14 protein-coding genes and 1 tRNA gene are annotated in these 16,762 nt (G+C 44.4%); 6 read left to right on the top strand and 9 right to left on the bottom strand.

Annotated features, from left to right (window positions below; genetic code table 11):
• Nucleotides 1–268: 268 nt before the first annotated feature.
• The gene (locus tag AC5JPY_RS12660; RefSeq protein WP_493852662.1) at nt 269–2,452 is read right to left on the bottom strand and encodes an ATP-dependent helicase; all 2,184 of its coding nucleotides are present in this window, start codon (nt 2,450–2,452) and stop codon (nt 269–271) included.
• Between the two features lie 503 nt (nt 2,453–2,955).
• Here AC5JPY_RS12660 and ychF point away from each other — a divergent pair.
• From ychF to AC5JPY_RS12640, 4 genes are all read left to right on the top strand, one after another.
• Nucleotides 2,956–4,047, top strand: coding sequence for a redox-regulated ATPase YchF (gene ychF, locus AC5JPY_RS12655; protein WP_443524295.1), 1,092 nt, complete (start codon nt 2,956–2,958; stop codon nt 4,045–4,047).
• 184 nt (nt 4,048–4,231) lie between these two features.
• Nucleotides 4,232–4,768, top strand: a complete 537-nt coding sequence (locus AC5JPY_RS12650; protein WP_493852661.1) for a hypothetical protein — start codon at nt 4,232–4,234, stop codon at nt 4,766–4,768.
• Nucleotides 4,769–4,936: 168 nt separating this feature from the next.
• Nucleotides 4,937–6,349 carry a deoxyguanosinetriphosphate triphosphohydrolase gene (locus AC5JPY_RS12645; RefSeq protein WP_493852660.1) on the top strand — a complete coding sequence of 471 codons (1,413 nt, stop codon included), beginning with the start codon at nt 4,937–4,939 and terminating at the stop codon, nt 6,347–6,349.
• Between the two features lie 105 nt (nt 6,350–6,454).
• Nucleotides 6,455–7,135 carry a TetR family transcriptional regulator gene (locus tag AC5JPY_RS12640; RefSeq protein ID WP_319050194.1) on the top strand — a complete coding sequence of 227 codons (681 nt, stop codon included), beginning with the start codon at nt 6,455–6,457 and terminating at the stop codon, nt 7,133–7,135.
• A 21-nt stretch (nt 7,136–7,156) separates the two neighbouring features.
• On the opposite strand, the gene gspK is transcribed toward AC5JPY_RS12640, so the two are convergent.
• The 8 genes from gspK to tsaA all read right to left on the bottom strand — a co-directional run bounded on the left by gspK (nt 7,157) and on the right by tsaA (nt 15,266).
• The gene (gene gspK / locus AC5JPY_RS12635; RefSeq protein WP_493852659.1) at nt 7,157–8,221 is read right to left on the bottom strand and encodes a type II secretion system minor pseudopilin GspK; all 1,065 of its coding nucleotides are present in this window, start codon (nt 8,219–8,221) and stop codon (nt 7,157–7,159) included.
• 48 nt (nt 8,222–8,269) lie between these two features.
• Entirely contained in the window at nt 8,270–9,097 is an 828-nt protein-coding gene (locus AC5JPY_RS12630; RefSeq protein WP_493852658.1) for a type II secretion system protein GspJ, read from the bottom strand.
• Nucleotides 9,094–9,588, bottom strand: a complete 495-nt coding sequence (gene gspI / locus AC5JPY_RS12625) for a type II secretion system minor pseudopilin GspI (protein ID WP_493852657.1) — start codon at nt 9,586–9,588, stop codon at nt 9,094–9,096. The genes AC5JPY_RS12630 and gspI overlap by 4 nt, the downstream gene beginning before the upstream one ends.
• Entirely contained in the window at nt 9,588–10,430 is an 843-nt protein-coding gene (locus AC5JPY_RS12620) for a prepilin-type N-terminal cleavage/methylation domain-containing protein (RefSeq protein WP_493852656.1), read from the bottom strand. Before AC5JPY_RS12620 ends, gspI begins: the two co-directional genes overlap by 1 nt.
• 159 nt (nt 10,431–10,589) lie before the next feature.
• Nucleotides 10,590–11,273: a TetR/AcrR family transcriptional regulator gene (locus AC5JPY_RS12615; protein WP_319050189.1), complete on the bottom strand. Its 684-nt coding sequence runs from the start codon at nt 11,271–11,273 to the stop codon at nt 10,590–10,592.
• Nucleotides 11,274–11,506: 233 nt separating this feature from the next.
• Nucleotides 11,507–12,295, bottom strand: a complete 789-nt coding sequence (locus tag AC5JPY_RS12610; protein ID WP_493852655.1) for a TatD family hydrolase — start codon at nt 12,293–12,295, stop codon at nt 11,507–11,509.
• A gap of 224 nt (nt 12,296–12,519) precedes the next feature.
• Entirely contained in the window at nt 12,520–14,307 is a 1,788-nt protein-coding gene (gene tfpB, locus AC5JPY_RS12605) for a type IV pilus assembly ATPase TfpB (RefSeq protein ID WP_493852654.1), read from the bottom strand.
• A gap of 53 nt (nt 14,308–14,360) precedes the next feature.
• The gene (gene tsaA, locus AC5JPY_RS12600; protein WP_493852653.1) at nt 14,361–15,266 is read right to left on the bottom strand and encodes a tRNA (N6-threonylcarbamoyladenosine(37)-N6)-methyltransferase TrmO; all 906 of its coding nucleotides are present in this window, start codon (nt 15,264–15,266) and stop codon (nt 14,361–14,363) included.
• 443 nt (nt 15,267–15,709) lie between these two features.
• Between tsaA and AC5JPY_RS12595 the strand changes: the two genes are divergently transcribed.
• Nucleotides 15,710–16,483, top strand: a complete 774-nt coding sequence (locus AC5JPY_RS12595) for a ferredoxin--NADP reductase (protein ID WP_493852652.1) — start codon at nt 15,710–15,712, stop codon at nt 16,481–16,483.
• A 140-nt stretch (nt 16,484–16,623) separates the two neighbouring features.
• Nucleotides 16,624–16,710 (top strand) — tRNA-Leu (locus AC5JPY_RS12590).
• The last annotated feature ends 52 nt before the right edge of the window (nt 16,711–16,762 follow it).

The raw sequence follows: 16,762 nt of genomic DNA, 5'->3' as shown, positions 1-16,762 counted from the left end.
TTAGGTGCTAATAGTAACGCATTGGGCTAAATATGAAACCCTTATCTGAAAAATATTTTCGCCATTAAATACTTTTAGTTATGCCTTTATTGGTAGAGTATTTTCAAAAGGAATAACTGAGGTGTGGCATGGTTATCTGGTCATAAAAATGGGAGGGAATAAGCTAAAAATCAGCACGAATTTCTACTGTAGATCTCATGTGATATAAAAAATACGCTCTCCTCCTTTACCTTATAAAAATAACTCAATTACGCAGTCTCATCAACAGTTACCACCACATTGGATCATCATTATCCATGATAGGCGGTTTTACTGTTTCTACTGTTACCTCGTCGGCAGATAACTCCGCGATGAAGCGTGATGCCATATCAAAATATCCAGAGTAGCTAGAAAAATAATTCGGCGCGGTCAGATATAACTGTGTCTTTGCACGACTACAGGCCACATAAAACAGTTTACGCTCTTCTTCTAGTGCTTCAAAGTCATCCAGCGAGCGGTGATGCGGCGTGATGCCATCTACCAATGAGTTAACAAATACCACTGGCCACTCTAGACCTTTAGCACTATGAATGGTTGAAATGGTGACCTTATCATTACTCTGTTCATCGTCAGAGCGCCCCATGACCGCGACCGAATCATTCGGTGGGTCGAGCGCGAGATTTTCCAAAAAGCTATCGAGGCTGGTATGCTCTGTCGCTAAGTTCTTTAACACCCGAAAGTCCTCAGTACGCTCACGCCAGTTGTCTTCAATCAGCTTTAACACAGGTATATAAAAATCAAGAATACGCTCAATGGCTATTTCAACCGATTCCGCTTTCTGGGCGCTGACAAGTGTATGGTACAGCGGTTGTAGCTGTTCGCTTTTTTTGGCAAACGGCACTGCCAATAACGGCTCAAACGCATTGTTGTCAGCAGTGATGGCTTGTGTGAGACGAGTTGCGGTAACTGCACCTACTCCTTTAAACAAGGTCAATATACGGTGCCACGCAATCGTATCATTTGGGTTATAGAGTATTTTGACGAACGCCAGCACATCTTTGATATGTCGCCTTTCGATGAATTTGATACCGCCCACCACGATAAAGGGAATATTGCGCGCCATAAACTCCAACTGTACATAATTGGACTGAAAAGACGTACGGCACAACACAGCAAAATCGTTATAGTCAAACTCTGGCTTGAGCGCGATAATTTTATTAGTAATATAACTCGCTTCTTTCGTCTCATCGCTGAGTCGTCGAAATATTGGTTTGTCGCCTGCTACGGGTGCGTCAGAGTGCAACTGCTTTTGATAGCCCAAGGTAATTTGCGCTGACAATGCATTGATGTAGTTTAAAACTGATGGCGTGCTGCGATAATTTTGTTCAAGCTTGATAAGTTTGGCAGCAGGATATGTCTCACCGAACAGCAAAATGTTTTCATAATTGGCACCGCGAAAGGCGTAGATGCTTTGATTGTCATCACCAACGACCATTAGTGACACCGAGTCAGGCTCACAGATCAAATCGATCAGCTGCTTTTGCGGGATATTGGTGTCTTGGTATTCATCAACCATGACATAACCGTACGTGCTTTGGAGTCGCTGCCGAAAAGTGTCGTTGGTTTTTAGATGGCGAACCACTTGACTAATGATATCGTCAAAATCATATAAGTGATTGGCGCGTTTATACTCATGGAAGTCAACTGCCAACTGCTCGATGATAGGAATGTGTACCGCGATATCAGGGTAATTGCTTTCTATTAAGTCGCGAATATGAATGCGCCTGTTTCTAGACGTTGATATGATATTTTGCAGTGTTTTTTTACGTGGAAAAGCTTGGGTTTTAGTTTGTGCGGGATATTTTTTTTCTTTATGTACCAAGTCAATCGCATCTTCGCTATCACTGGTATCCAAAATAGTAAATCGTGGATTGATACCAAGCAGCCCAGAATACTGGCGTAGCAGCATATTGCAAAACGAATGGAACGTGCCACTCGTGATGCTGTTTAATGTCTTGTCTGTTGGTAGCTTATCTTCAGCTAGCTCTTCGTTTGTTAGCCTACTTGCCAGCAAAGACTTAGCGCGATCTTTGATTTCATTCGCGGCTTTACGAGTGAATGTCAGTAGTAATATCTCTTTAGGCGATACCCCGTTTTCGAGCAAGTAACTGGTACGATAGGTCAAGGTTTTGGTTTTGCCAGAGCCTGCGCCCGCAATGACCAACACTTTACCTTCGGTGGTAGTGGCTGCCATAAGCTGATCGGGATTTAACCCGCTGGCATAGTCAACCGTTAATCCTAAATGACTATCTAACCGTTGAGCGAGAAGCTTGGTATTTTTGACATCACTGGTATGAATTAAATTTGCCTCTAGCTTTTTTACGGCCTGCTCAAGTCGAGCAAGCTTAGGCTTCATCTCAAGGAAGTTTTGCGGATATTTATAGCGCTGTGTATCAAAGATCGAGATTGTCATCGTCAGATATTGCCTTACGTTTTATTTTGGTGCGAACTGATTGTTTTTTGGTCAGCTTTTTATCGCTGTGATATCAGGCTATAGAATCAGTATTAGCTGTTAAGTCAAACACCACACAAGTGCTTCATCGTCTTGTGCTTTAGGGTACTGTTTGTATCAGATAGCTTACCATACTAAAAAGTCTTGAATAACCGCGCAAAAGTAATGCTTACCACTCATATAAGCTGCCCGACTCGTTTATGGACGCTCTATGTATACGAACCTAGCCATCGAGCAGGCTGTCATTGGCAGGCAAAAACCTTAGCATATAAAGTAACAACCTCACCCCTATTCAGGTAAATTTGCTACAATGTGCCCAATTTTGATTGACTATCTGACTGCTGTTCTAAATGCCTATTTTAAACGCGCTTCGTTTCGTACAGGTGAGGTTTTAGGCTTACGCCATAATCAGTCTGATAGTCACTACATACCAACTATTTTTATTAATACATTGAGAGAATGTTATGGGTTTTAATTGCGGCATCGTCGGCCTACCAAACGTGGGTAAATCCACCTTGTTTAATGCATTAACCAAAGCGGGTATTGCCGCTGAAAACTTTCCATTTTGTACCAAAGATCCCAATACTGGTATCGTACCAGTACCTGACCCTCGCCTAAAGCAACTGGCTGATATCGTCAATCCTGAGCGCGTGATGCCTACGACGATGGAGTTTGTCGATATTGCAGGGCTGGTCGCAGGCGCCTCAAAAGGTGAAGGTATGGGCAACCAGTTCCTAGCCAATATCCGTGAGACTGATGCGATTGCTCACGTCGTTCGCTGTTTTGACGATGACAACGTGGTACACGTTGATGGTCGCGTCAGCCCGATTGACGATATTGAAACCATCAATACTGAACTGGCTTTAGCCGACTTAGAAGCCGTTGAACGCGCTATCCTTAACTTGACCAAGAAAGCCAAGGGCGGTGACAAAGACGCCAGTGCCATGCTTGATGTGTTCAAAAAGATTGAGCCATTATTAGCAGAAGGTAAAGCGGCACGTGCGGCTACTCTAGATGCTGATGAGAAAAAATTAATCAGAAGCTATGGTTTAATCACCCTAAAACCTACCATGTATATCGCAAACGTTGCTGAAGATGGTTTTGAAAACAACCCATATCTCGATGCGGTGCGCGACTATGCAACTGGTGAAGACTCTATCGTGATCGCTCTATGCAACCAAATCGAAGCTGAAATCGCTCAGCTGGACGAAGAAGATAAGAAAGACTTCTTAGCTGAGATGGATATGGAAGAGGCCGGTCTTGACCAAGTCATCCGCGGTGGTTACGACTTACTTGATATGCAGACCTACTTCACAGCTGGCGTAAAAGAAGTGCGCGCATGGACAGTAGCCATTGGCGCAACCGCACCGCAAGCAGCAGGTGTGATCCACACTGATTTTGAGCGTGGTTTTATTCGTGCCGAAGTCATTGCCTATGATGATTTCATCGAACATAATGGTGAGAAAGGCGCTGCCGCTGCTGGTAAATCACGTCTAGAAGGCAAAACTTATATCGTGCAAGATGGCGATGTCATGCACTTTAGATTTAACGTGTAGCTTTAGATAGTTAACACTGTTTAGTCGCTAACAAGCCGATGCTGGATATTCTCCAGCATCGGCTTTATTTTATTACTTAATTGTTATAATATAACATATCTTTTTTGTCTTACTCTAGGATTATATTGTGATCAATTCTTTTACTTTCTCCAAATTCGTAAGCATTTCTCTAATAAGCAGTGTTATGACAGTTTCACTGTTAGGTTGCCAGTCCAAAACAGACAGTGAACCAGTAGCATCTGAAGATGTAACAACCACAGACAGTCATGCAGGACACGATGAACATGCTCATGAAGAGCATGACCACGAAGCACATGATGATATGGAACACGATCATGAAGGACATGACCATGAAAGCCATAGTGACATGGACACTCACGAAGGACATGAGCATGCAGGTCACGACCATTCTGAGCACGCCAGCAACAGCATAACGTTCACCTGTGAGCCAGCTGCTACTATCGGTGTCTCTTATCATAATGATGTTACGCCGCAGACAGCACATCTGCTTATCGATGGTATTGAGTACGATTTGTCAGCGGCTTCTGATAGCAATGTGAATACGGATAAAGCCATCTACACCAGTGATATTGGCTTAGATAACGATCATGGTATTATCTGGCAAGTAAATGGTGACCGTGCAACATTGTTAAACAAGACATTAGACAGCAACGTAGCTATCGAAGAAGAAGACGTACTTTTTGACTGTCAAAAATCTTAATATAGTCTGTTCAATATCTATTAGTTATAAGGGCGGCGAGTGATAGTACTATAATGAGTCAGCTAAGCAAGACTGACACCATATCTAATTTATAAAGAGTTGACTATAGCTGTACCAAGGGCGCTATTTTGCTATGCTAGAAGCTCCCTTGGTTTCGGATGTTTTAGTATGCTAAGTACCTCTCCCTCTTTGCTGTCTTCTACCGCGCAATGGTCTCATCTTCTCAACTCGCAACGTCTTGGCGCTGCCAAAAAGTCCAATACCAATACCAGTACTCGCTCTCAGTTTCATAAAGACTATGACAGGTTGATATTTTCTCACTCATTTCGTCAGTTAAACCAAAAAACCCAAGTCCATCCCTTGACCAATCAACTGGGTATTCATACACGTCTCACCCATTCGCTTGAGGTCTCCTCTATTGGGCGCTCATTGGGCATGCTGGCAGCAGAAAAACTCCATGATAAGTTGGGCAGTGGTCTACCAGCAGGCGTCTCACCATACGATGTAGGGGTAATAGTACAGGCTGCCTGTCTCGCTCATGATATTGGTAACCCGCCTTTTGGACATGCTGGAGAGTACGCCATTCGTGATTGGTTTAGGCAGTCCGATCCTCAAGCAGTACTACAACAGCTAAGTAGCAATGAGCGTTTGGACTTACTGGCCTACGAAGGCAATGCCCAAGGGTTTCGGCTCTTAGTACGCAATGAGCACCATCCTGATAAAGGCGGTATGCGTCTCACCTGCGCAACGCTAGGCGCTTTTATGAAGTATCCTTGGCTCGCCACTCACAGCAATGACGCTGATGATAAAAATCACAATATACAGAAGTTTGGCTGTTTTTATAGTGAGGCTGCTCAGTTAGAGGAGCTGGCAGCGTGTTTACAGCTGCCGCGCGCCGCACAACACGATGGGTTTGCTCGTCATCCTTTAGCTTATCTGTTGGAAGCGGCAGACGATATCTGCTATGCCCTAATTGATTTAGAAGATGGCATTAATCTCAATATGCTCACCTATCATGAGGTTGCCACGATATTCTATGAATTGATTGGTGAGCGTCCTGATAGCGTCAGCCTGCCCGCGCACATGTCTGTCAGGCAGAGCCTCGCCTCATTACGATCACGTGCTATGATGCGGTTGGTCAATACGGTCACCGATGCTTTTGTCGCCAACAGTGCAGCGCTGCTGGCTGGTACACTGCAAGGTAGCTTGTTTGCTCACTGTGATACTAGCGTACAAAACGGTATATTGCAGGCAAAGCAATTAGCGCGCGAAAAAATATTCAATCACCCAAGCAAAGTCAGAATGGAGCTGATGGCCAATCAATGTCTGCATCGCCTGATGGATGCTTTTGTGCCATTGGCTTGGACAGGCTCTCAAGTAGGCAACTTATCATCGATGTCTTTTGAGCAGCAGCGTCTGCTGAGCTTGCTACGGCCACATTTTGACGAACATCGCCGCGTGTTGTCAGACGATATTTATGACAATATATTGAATATTTTAGATTTTATTACCGGTATGAATGATCACGAGGCTTATCGATTGGCGCAAGAACTACAAGGCCATTGGGATACCCTGGTTTAAAAAACCAAGTACAGCTCTAGTAAATTCACACGAATTGCGCATTTTGGTCGTATTTATGCGTTGAAATGAGTATGATAAACACTAATCGGACAATTTTGAAATATTATGAGCAGTCGCGAACAAAAGAAACTTCAAACTCGGCACGCTTTTTTTAACGCCGTACTTGATCTATGTATGACAGGGCAATCTTTTAGCTCTATTAGTCTCAGGCAAGTCACCCGCGAGGTTGGCGTAGTGCCGACTGCGTTTTATCGTCATTTTGATGATATGGAGTCCCTAGGGCGCGCCTTAGTCATCGAGGAGCTGGGCGGTACGCTAGCCGCACTTAGCGATAGTCTACAAATTGGACGTAAACGCAGTTTTGATCGTCAGATAGCTAAGAGTATTCAGCTGTTTTTGTATATGGTCAGCGACCAGCCTTATTACTGGCAGTTTTTGGTCAGTGAGCGTTATGGCGGTTCAGAAGCGGTACGCAAAGCTATTAATGAGTTAGTAAAAAAGCATGCTCAAAGCTTAGCAGATGATTTGGCGTTACAGCCAGCGTTTACGCATATCAATGCTTATGATCGCCGTTTGCTTGCTGAGGCTGGCGTAAATATGTTCTTTTCTTGGATTATCGACTGGTTGGAGTTGACCTATACTGAAGACCACGATGATGAGATCGATCTAAATGAGATCGAAGAGAATAAGCAGTTGATGCTCCATAATTGTACTCGTCAAGCACAGATGTTGTTTTATGGTGCTTATAACTGGAAATCGAGTGAAGAGACTCGCCTGCGAGATTGATGAGTCATTCACGATGATTCACTAAAAACTCGGACGAAAAGCCCATAGTCGCTGTCCAATCACTTTGATTTCTTTGGGCGTGTCGCTATTGGTATTACTACCATCAGTACCGTTTGGGGTTTGGTTATTATTTGACCGCTGGCTGTCGTTCACTGCGGTCTTGCTGATTAAAACGGTAGCAAAGCGCTGTCTACCCCGTCCATTATCAGTAACAACATTGTCACTTGCTGTGATAAGCGCCATAAAAGCCTGACTGTCAACTGCTAGCAACGGGGCTATCGCTTGACGCTGTGTATCATCTACGTCGCTCAGATTTGTCAGCTGCCATATCTCATCGATAGAGGTCAATGCTTGTCTTGCGCGCGCGTCGACCAATCCTTGCATCTGCTGGCTGGTTGCACCATCAATCAGTGCTGCTAACAATACTGGGCTGGCAGCATTGATGTTGATAGGCACGTAATAAGGAACCGCAGTCAGATAAGGTCGCATGGTCGCTAACGCCTCAGCGCTCACTCCCCGCACTTCTTGTAACTGATCAATACTGACAAAAGGTTGATTAGGTAAAGAACCATTTGTAGTGCCGTTTAACTGCTGGGCGTATACTGTGCTTTCATCACCACCATCTTGATAGACATCGCTGTCCGCGTCTTGCCAATCAAGTACCGCAATAGCAATATCTGTCTCTAGGTTTAGTTCAGTCAATAATCGTTGAAAGACTGCCAGTGCAGCCGTATTAACCGCACCGCCTTGATACAAATTATTGATATTAAAACGACCCGCCTCATCGCGTAACTCAACACTAATACCATGGTTCGCCAATGTGTAAGGCGGAATTGGCTGTGCCCAAATGTCTCGCTCACTATCGGTATCGTTAAGCTGACTATCCGCGCGAATCATCGTCACTGCCAACTGCTGACCAGCATCGATATCTTGCAATAGCTGATTTTGATCAAACAATAAGCCGCTACGCCTAATAGCGACCTTTTGACTGGCCAACATCGCTCCTGCAACCACGGTAATACTCACGACCAATAGTAATATCGTAAGCAGCGCCACACCGCGCTGAGCATTCACTGTTATTGACATATATAGCCTTTATTGCTCGGCAAGTGATGCCTATTATATACCACCATCTCAATTACCATTTTCTATACTGCCATTATCTGTATTGCTGCTACCATTACTATCACTATCGTTACTATTACCCTCAGGATTGTTAGTCACGCTTGGCGTACTTTGTGGTATCGGCTGCGGAGTAAGCGCCCACTGCCACGTGATTGGCATATCTTGATACGTAAAATTAATAGAAACACCTTTTGGGAGCAGAATAGCATCGGGCTCACTACTCTCGGTATTTGCTGTCTGTCCCAAGGCGGTATTGATAGTAGTGCTACTACTATTGATATCATCACTTGGAAATTTAGGGCTTAGCTCTGGTAGATAGGCTTGCCAACGTCCTACGCTAATATCTTCTAATAGCACGCTGTCTAAGCTAACGCTATTGCTTCCATTTTCTAGACTAGTGTACTGCCGACGTATCAAGCGCCCATCTGCAAATACATATTCGATATGCTGGATACTCGTGCTGCTTTGATAGCGTGGGTCAGGATCAGCAAAACGTACAAAGCTGATGTGCTCACTATCTACCTTCATAAAAGGCTCAGGTACTGTTTCGCTGGTTTGCTCGCCTGCTGGACTGGTACTATCTGTACGGTTATTTGTAGGCACAGCAACATTGACGTTTGGATCGCTAAGCGCTTGGTAAGGGACTACTTGTGCCATATCTTGTTGCAGCTGCAAATAAGCATACTGTAGTACAGCCAAGTTATCCGCATGGGTTTGGGCGCGTTCACGAGCGCGGTTGACACTATCAAACACTTGCCAGCCTGCGACTGCTAGCATCGCGAATATCGCCATAGCAACCATCAGCTCGAGCAGTGTAAATCCACGCTGTCGCTTCACAGGCCATCTCCTGCTTGCCGGGTATTATCACCACCCACGTTATTAAAGTCTAAGCTTGCCGTATCTTGCTCAGCATTACTTAGCATGATACTAATATCAGTGACCGAGGTACGCGTTTGTCCATCTATGATAGGTGCCACCGATATATTAACTTCTTTTAACGCAGGTGTAATGGCATCGCCAACTGTCATCACTATTTGCCAGTCACGACCTTGAGCATTCACGGTTTGGGTACGATTGGCAGTCAGCCATGTCTCTTGGATTCGTAAGTCAGCAGCGGCATTTTGCGCCACAAAATGAGCGAGCGTACGGGTACGCAATATATCAACCGATCTCAAATACGCACTGCTGGCACGGCTGGCTGCTACTGCTACTACTGCCAAGATAGCTAAAGCAACCATAACTTCGATTAATGTAAATCCACTCTCACGTTTAGCATTGATTGCTCTCGGCTTATTCATCATTCTGGGACTGTTAGATCGTTTACTCACTATAGTCCCTGCCCTATCATCATACTACCATCAGGCATAATGGTAATCACTTCCCCTACTAGTCGCGAATCATGAATGACTTCAATGGTAACCGGTGTCGCTTGTCCCGTACCAAACCATAATAGCTGTGGTACGGTTTGATCACTAAACCAAGGTTGTAGCGACTGCGTCTGTCTTGTATTTGCCAGATTGATAGCGTCCAAGCTTTGGATTCTGATACTGACACCAGCAGGTAACTCAGGCATGCTCACTTCTGACTCAAGATCCCAGCTCGGTGTTGGCTGCTGCTCTCCAGTGGAGCCTGACATACCGCCCAGATCTGCAGACAGCTCCATCGAGTTTTTCGACTGGCTGTCGAGGTTATTTGAGAAGGAGCCTGATAGGTTGCCTGATACGCTATCAGCAGTTTGATAAGCGATATAGGGATTTGACAAGGTGACGATGACGGGCTCTATTTGACCTTGATTATCTGCTTGTAGACGTAAGCCCATTGGCTGCATACGCTCAGCTGATAGTAGACGAACGTAGCTTAAGGAGTCGGTAAGGTGCTCATAAAAGGCGCGGTTTTTTCGGGACTCGCTACTCCCAACAGAAAGGCTCATCATGCCAGCAAATATAGACAAAATAACCACCACTACTACGATTTCAACCAGCGTAAAACCAGTCTGCGCGGTCCTATATCTTGAGAAAGAAGATAATGAGTCACAAACAGCTGAAGAAGCACCGCTGTAGTGAGGGTTGGTAGCTATCGTACCAAAGTGGGGTGAGCGTGAGGTTTGACTGATTAGGGCTAAAGGGCGAGTGGCCACTGAGCTGGACTGAGTCTTGACAGTGACCGGCATATTGCACCTATAGAGCCTGTAATTCGTTTATATATGTAGGATAATAGACTTTGCTTTTGTAAATGCTAAAAAAAGTCATTTCAATGTGCTGCCATATCGGGTATGACAACACAGAAATGACGTCATTGAGGGTAGCCAAAATAATAGATCATAGACCGTTTAATAGTTGGTATTACGATGCTCTTCTGACTCAGTGTCAATCTGCTCTACTAGCTCTTGCATGTCCTCATCCATCACCTCATCATCCTCAGCGGGATAATGACTAGGCAACTCTAGCATTTGTTGAACAAAAGCGTAGCGCAAGGTATCACGGCGACCTAAATAACGCTGATAAAAACTTGAATTTAACAGCCCTGCACCGCCTTGACCCATCGCCCAAATAGATGACAAATAGTCACGTGTGCTCAAACTACTGTGTTCATCTTTTAAGTAAGCACTAATAATATCAATTAAGCGCTTCATACGTTGGCGGCGAATATCATATAACTCACCAAACAAGCGATTGAGACCAGTAACTGATGCAGCAAGACGCTCTTCGATTTGATTCAGTAGCATTGCTTTTTGTGGATTAAATAACTGCTGAAAAATCATGCGGGCAACACCTGCTGATGGGCAGTCATCGATACGGTTGATATCGAACAGTTGCTCTTCATAACGAATAATAATACGTAGGTAGAGCTCATCTTTACTAGAAAAATGCTTATATAGCGTGCCTTTGGCCAAGTCTAGCTGATCTGCCAAACTGTCCAACGTAATATCACCATCGCCTGACTCAAGTAGCAATTGCTCTGCCATCGCTAAGATATTCTCTTCTCGTGCCTTGAACTGATGCTGACGACTCATAATCTCTCCTAAAACATGACAAGATTAAGCATACAACCATCATTCACAGCAGTATAGGTAGTAAGCGTTTAATGCTATACCAAAACTGCTAAAGCTCTACAACGGGGAATATGCTTATGTTTGCTGACATAGTTATCGGTAGTCATGTGGTTATATTTATTGTGATAAATACTTAGGGGGATTGAACCACAAGACTATCGAATAAATGACTGATTGGTCATAGCATAACCATTTTAGTGGTACTGTGCCAGTAAATTTTCAAAGTTTTTTGCCGTCAATGCCCCTACTTCTTTTGCACTACAACCATACATGTCTGCGATGCAGCTCGCCACGTAGGGCACATACGCAGGCTCATTGGGTCTACCGCGTTTGGGGACTGGCGCCAAGTACGGACTATCAGTTTCGATTAATATTCTATCTCTTGGCATTTGTTTAGCAGCATCCTTGATATCTTGCGCGCTCTTAAAACTCACGATACCTGAAAATGAGATATAAAAACCCAGATCCAAAGCACGCTTTGCGGTCTCCCAGTCTTCAGTAAAACAATGAATGATGCCATGCTCAGCGCCCTCACTTTTTAGGATATCTATCGTATCCTCTTTTGCATCGCGCATATGTATCACCAGCGGCTTTTTTAACTGTTGACTGGCATGAACATGGCGCGCAAGGCTGGCTTGCTGCTCTTTTTTATTTTCTGTTGACCAATAGTAGTCAAGACCCGTTTCTCCTATTGCCCATACGTGATCAGCCTTTGCAGTTTCTATCAGACGCTCGACTGTCGCTGATTGCAAGACACCAATATCTTCACAGGGATGGATACCCACACTCATCCCTAAATTGAGTGTCTCATCGCCATAGGTACTAACAATATTTGCAATCTCATCATATTCCGCAAAATCACACATAATTGCCATCGCACGCGTCACATTGGCAGCTTTCATGGCATCAATTGCGCCTGTCAGTTGACCATCATACTTGGTTAAATCTAAGCGGTTTAGGTGGCAATGTGTATCTGTAAACATAAATAATCTCGTTATTGGAAGCGTATCGGTAAAAACTATGCAAATTAAAAAGTCGTTAGTATCTTAATTGTTCTATCGATAATGGTTTTCAAGTAGTGGATGACTTTCGAGCGGCGTAAGTTCAAGCCAAGTAGCGTAAGTGCAGCTACGTGCAACGGAAAATAGACTTAAGCTCGGTTGAGTGTTTAATGAGTATATTTTCACTTAACGTATGGTGCCTAACGTTAATGCAGCGGCACCACACGCATGACTTCTTCTATCGTTGTCACCCCTTCGCTAATGCGTTTAGCACCTGAGAGACGCAGTGGCTGTACCCCTTCACGGTACGCTTGTTGTTTGAGCACATCCAAGTTTGCATCAGCGGCGACCAATTTTTTCAATTCATTAGATAATGGCATAATCTCGTAGAGGCCAACTCGGCCCTGATAGCCTGTATGGCGGCAGTGCTCACAGCCCTGCGCCATATAAATCTGTGCAGGTACTGCTGCACGCCATGGTTGGACCAACTCTTGCCATTGAATGGCGATTTCGCTATCTGGTGTCACGTCTATTGCTTGCTTGCAATGCGAGCATAGCGTACGTAGCAATCGCTGTGCCATAACCCCTAGTATCGTCGCTGACGTCAAAAATGGCTGGATACCGAGATCATGCAGACGAGTGAGCGAGCTTGGCGCATCGTTGGTGTGAAGCGTCGAGAGTACCAAATGCCCTGTTAGTGAAGCCTGTACGGCCATATTTGCCGTTTCGGCATCCCGAATCTCTCCTACCATAATAATGTCAGGATCCTGACGCATCAACGAGCGAATACCATCAGCAAAGTACAGATCAACTCCTGGATTGACCTGCATTTGGTTAAATGCAGGCTCTATCATCTCAATCGGATCTTCAATCGTACAGACATTGACTTGCTCAGTGGCCAGTTGCTTGAGCGTGCTATAAAGAGTCGTGGTCTTACCTGAGCCTGTCGGGCCCGTGACTAGAATAATACCATTAGGGTTCGCAGTCAGCTGATGCCAAGTCTCAAGCTGCTTACCTGAGAGACCGAGCTGAGCAAATGAGCGTACGAGTACTTCAGGATCAAATACACGCATGACCAGCTTTTCACCAAAGGCAGTGGGCATGGTTGAGAGACGTAACTCAGTCTCCAATCCTTTTGGTGTACGGGTTTTTAAGCGACCATCTTGGGGTTTGCGTTTTTCTGCGACATTGAGACGCCCCAAAATTTTGATACGTGCTGTCACTGCCACGATGATCGCAAGCGGCATCTCATACACAGTATGTAGCACGCCATCGATACGGAACCGCACTTTTCCCGTCTCACGGCGTGGCTCTAAATGGATGTCACTGGCGCGCTGTTCAAAGGCATATTGCAACAGCCAATCAACGACTCTGACAATATGCTGATCATTGGCATCAGGATTGGTATTGTCACCCAACTGCAATAACGCTTCGACGTTAGTGACATCAGCCGCGGCGCGTTTGTGAACACTATTTGCCCCAGCGATCGCTTGCGTGACTTGATAGAACTCCTGACGGTAACGGTTGATTTGGTCAGGACTAATATAAACCGTGCGATAGTTCTTTAATTTAATCAGCTTTTCAATGCTAGGGTGCCAATCGGTATAAAAAGGCTGGTCGGTACCGATGACGACCTCATCTAGAGTAACCTCTATCGGCAAAATATGCTGTGAGCGCGCGTACTCAAATGACATCAGCTGCGTGACGGCAGGCACATCAATCTTGAGCGGGTCGATACGGACCAGCGGTATGCCCGCTTTTGATGCTAGCCACTGATTTAACCATGCCAGCGTCAGTTTACTTTCAGCGCTCGTGTCTGCTGCATGACCATTCGGCAACCCAAACTCACTAATCGTCAGCAGTGGATGCTGCGTTTTATCACGGCGACTGGTAATCACTAGGTTGTAGCTGCGCTGATCAATGATTTTATCTGCCAATAACTCATCTAGGCACCAACGCAAATCAATCACTATCGAGTAATTTTGAGCAGACATATTTTTCTTCTTCTATTATGGTTAAATGGTCTCTTATTAGACAAGGCATCAACTCATACGAGCGCTATTGCCACCACTGATGTTATGTGTAGCTGCCCTGACGCTATTAGCCTAAAGCCCACATCAACAGACTTATAACGCATCACAAATGATGCATCCACCTCTTGACGACGATAAGCTGGACGCGGGTCTTGAGCGATTAGCGCTTTGATAGCATCGATATCAGAGACCACCAGCTGGCTTTGTATCTGACGAAGTGTTGCAGCTACTGTAGCATTTCTGGATGCACTTTTTATATGGCTACTTATGTGGTTACTTATATGAGTACTGCCCTCGTCACTATCGTTGATACCAGCTGGTTCTTTAGTGCTCACTAGCAGCATAAATTGCTCGTAAGCATGCTCGGTCATAATCACGTCTAGCAGCGTTGGCGCAGCGGGTGCAAATCCGCTTTGTGCCTGTATGAGTGCATCGCTATAGGACACATACGGCTTTATATCAATAATTGGGGTACCGTCTATCATATCAGCACCTTTAATGATGAGTAGTATACGACCTTGTATCACCTCTACACGCTCAAGTTTAACGACAGATAACCCCAATGCTGATGGTCGATACATACTACGACTGGCAAACACCCCTATCTTTTGGTTACCACCCAATCTTGGAGGGCGCACTTGTGCTCGAAAGTTACTATCCGCTTGATGGTTGTCATTATGTCCAGAATTTTTGTATCGATAATTATGATGAAACTGCCAACTGATCCATATATGGCTAAAAGCGTCTAAACCCTCAAACGCGGCTGGCGTATCATAGGGCGCGACCATTTCAATAGCGCTGGTCAGCGCGACCAAATTTGGCTGGCGCGGTGCCCCAAACTTTTGTGAAAGCGGTGCACGGTGGTAACCAATGATAGGCGATTGATGATAACCAACTAAAGGCATATTGCCATCAGACATAAGCCTGCTCCAGTAATAGCTGACTGTCTTTTTTAGACAGTTCTATCAAATGATACAAAATTACTCACTAACGATATTCCATTTTATCATGCTAGAAGGTAACGGCCAGACGGATTTTTATTTTAAAGTTTGGTATTATGAGCAATAATTTTGATGAGAGTCTTTTTCATTTGTACTCTCTGATACTTATTTGTAAAGGCTATTAGCATCGATTATGAATGGGTATACGAAATACAATACAGGCTATCTTCCCTTTTATAGAGACTGATAGGCCAGATTTATTATTAAACCTTCGTTACTTACGTTTTAATAATCAGGATTTTCGATAACTATTAGAATACTGGTAGGTTTTTATATTTTTTAATCTATCATTGAAAATTTTGATTTAATACGTATTTAAACGTGACGACACCGACAGCAACTTATTAATTAACGAGGACTTTATGTCAAAACTTCGCACCGAAAAGGTCACAGAGGTTCATCACTGGAATGACTCTCTATTTAGCATCAAAACCACTCGTGACGATGGCTTACGCTTTCGTAATGGCGAATTTGCGATGATTGGACTTGTTGTCGATGGTAAACCATTGCTACGTGCTTACTCGATTGCCAGTCCTAACTACGAAGACCAACTAGAGTTCTTTTCTATCAAAGTTCAAGACGGTCCATTGACGTCACGCTTACAGCATATCAAAGTGGGCGATGAGTTATTGGTCAGCAAAAAACCCACTGGCACATTGGTACTAGATGACCTATTGCCTGGTAAGCATCTGTATATGCTCTCGACGGGTACTGGGCTTGCACCATTCTTAGCATTAGCACGTGATCCTGAAGTTTATGAACGCTTTGATAAAATCATCTTAGTACATGGTGTCCGTCATGCTCATGACTTGGCTTATCGTGATATGTTCGAAAACGAGCTGCCTAATGATGAGATATTTGGTGAATGGTACCGCGAAAAATTCATCTACTACCCGACTGTTACTCGTGAAGAGTTTAAGAATCAGGGACGTGTCACAGACTTAATGAAGTCAGGTAAACTGTTTGAAGATATTGGCTTGCCACCGATGAATAAAGACGATGACCGTGTCATGTTATGTGGTAGCATGCCGTTCAATGCTGAGGTTTCAGAGATTCTAGATGGCTTTGGTCTTACTGTTTCACCACGTATGGGTGTGCAAGCTGACTATGCCGTTGAGCGTGCCTTTGTCGGTTAGATTGAGAGTAACTTAGGGAATAAAAAATTATCTAAAATAATTCTTGACGCCTGCAAATAGGCTGCTATAATACGCAGCCTATACAGTCAACACTGTAGCCAAATTCGATAATAGTTGTAATAAACATTATCTCCTAACATGCCAGTGTGATGGAATTGGTAGACATGACGGATTCAAAATCCGTTGCCTTTAAAAGCGTGTCGGTTCGAGTCCGACCACTGGTACCAATATATAGTTCTATAGCTACTTATAGAGCAGCTAAAGCCCCTGATATCAGGG

The organism is Psychrobacter sp. H27, from assembly GCF_059072655.1.
This window is presented reverse-complemented; position numbering and strand designations above follow the sequence as displayed.

Excerpts from the sequence above, each read along its gene's own strand:
- AC5JPY_RS12660 (WP_493852662.1), bottom strand. The coding sequence starts at position 2,452 with ATGACAATCTCGATCTTTGATACACAGCGCTATAAATATCCGCAAAAC.
- ychF (WP_443524295.1), top strand. The coding sequence starts at position 2,956 with ATGGGTTTTAATTGCGGCATCGTCGGCCTACCAAACGTGGGTAAATCC.
- AC5JPY_RS12650 (WP_493852661.1), top strand. The coding sequence starts at position 4,232 with ATGACAGTTTCACTGTTAGGTTGCCAGTCCAAAACAGACAGTGAACCA.
- AC5JPY_RS12645 (WP_493852660.1), top strand. The coding sequence starts at position 4,937 with ATGCTAAGTACCTCTCCCTCTTTGCTGTCTTCTACCGCGCAATGGTCT.
- AC5JPY_RS12640 (WP_319050194.1), top strand. The coding sequence starts at position 6,455 with ATGAGCAGTCGCGAACAAAAGAAACTTCAAACTCGGCACGCTTTTTTT.
- gspK (WP_493852659.1), bottom strand. The coding sequence starts at position 8,221 with ATGTCAATAACAGTGAATGCTCAGCGCGGTGTGGCGCTGCTTACGATA.
- AC5JPY_RS12620 (WP_493852656.1), bottom strand. The coding sequence starts at position 10,430 with ATGCCGGTCACTGTCAAGACTCAGTCCAGCTCAGTGGCCACTCGCCCT.
- AC5JPY_RS12615 (WP_319050189.1), bottom strand. The coding sequence starts at position 11,273 with ATGAGTCGTCAGCATCAGTTCAAGGCACGAGAAGAGAATATCTTAGCG.
- AC5JPY_RS12610 (WP_493852655.1), bottom strand. The coding sequence starts at position 12,295 with ATGTTTACAGATACACATTGCCACCTAAACCGCTTAGATTTAACCAAG.
- tfpB (WP_493852654.1), bottom strand. The coding sequence starts at position 14,307 with ATGTCTGCTCAAAATTACTCGATAGTGATTGATTTGCGTTGGTGCCTA.
- tsaA (WP_493852653.1), bottom strand. The coding sequence starts at position 15,266 with ATGTCTGATGGCAATATGCCTTTAGTTGGTTATCATCAATCGCCTATC.
- AC5JPY_RS12595 (WP_493852652.1), top strand. The coding sequence starts at position 15,710 with ATGTCAAAACTTCGCACCGAAAAGGTCACAGAGGTTCATCACTGGAAT.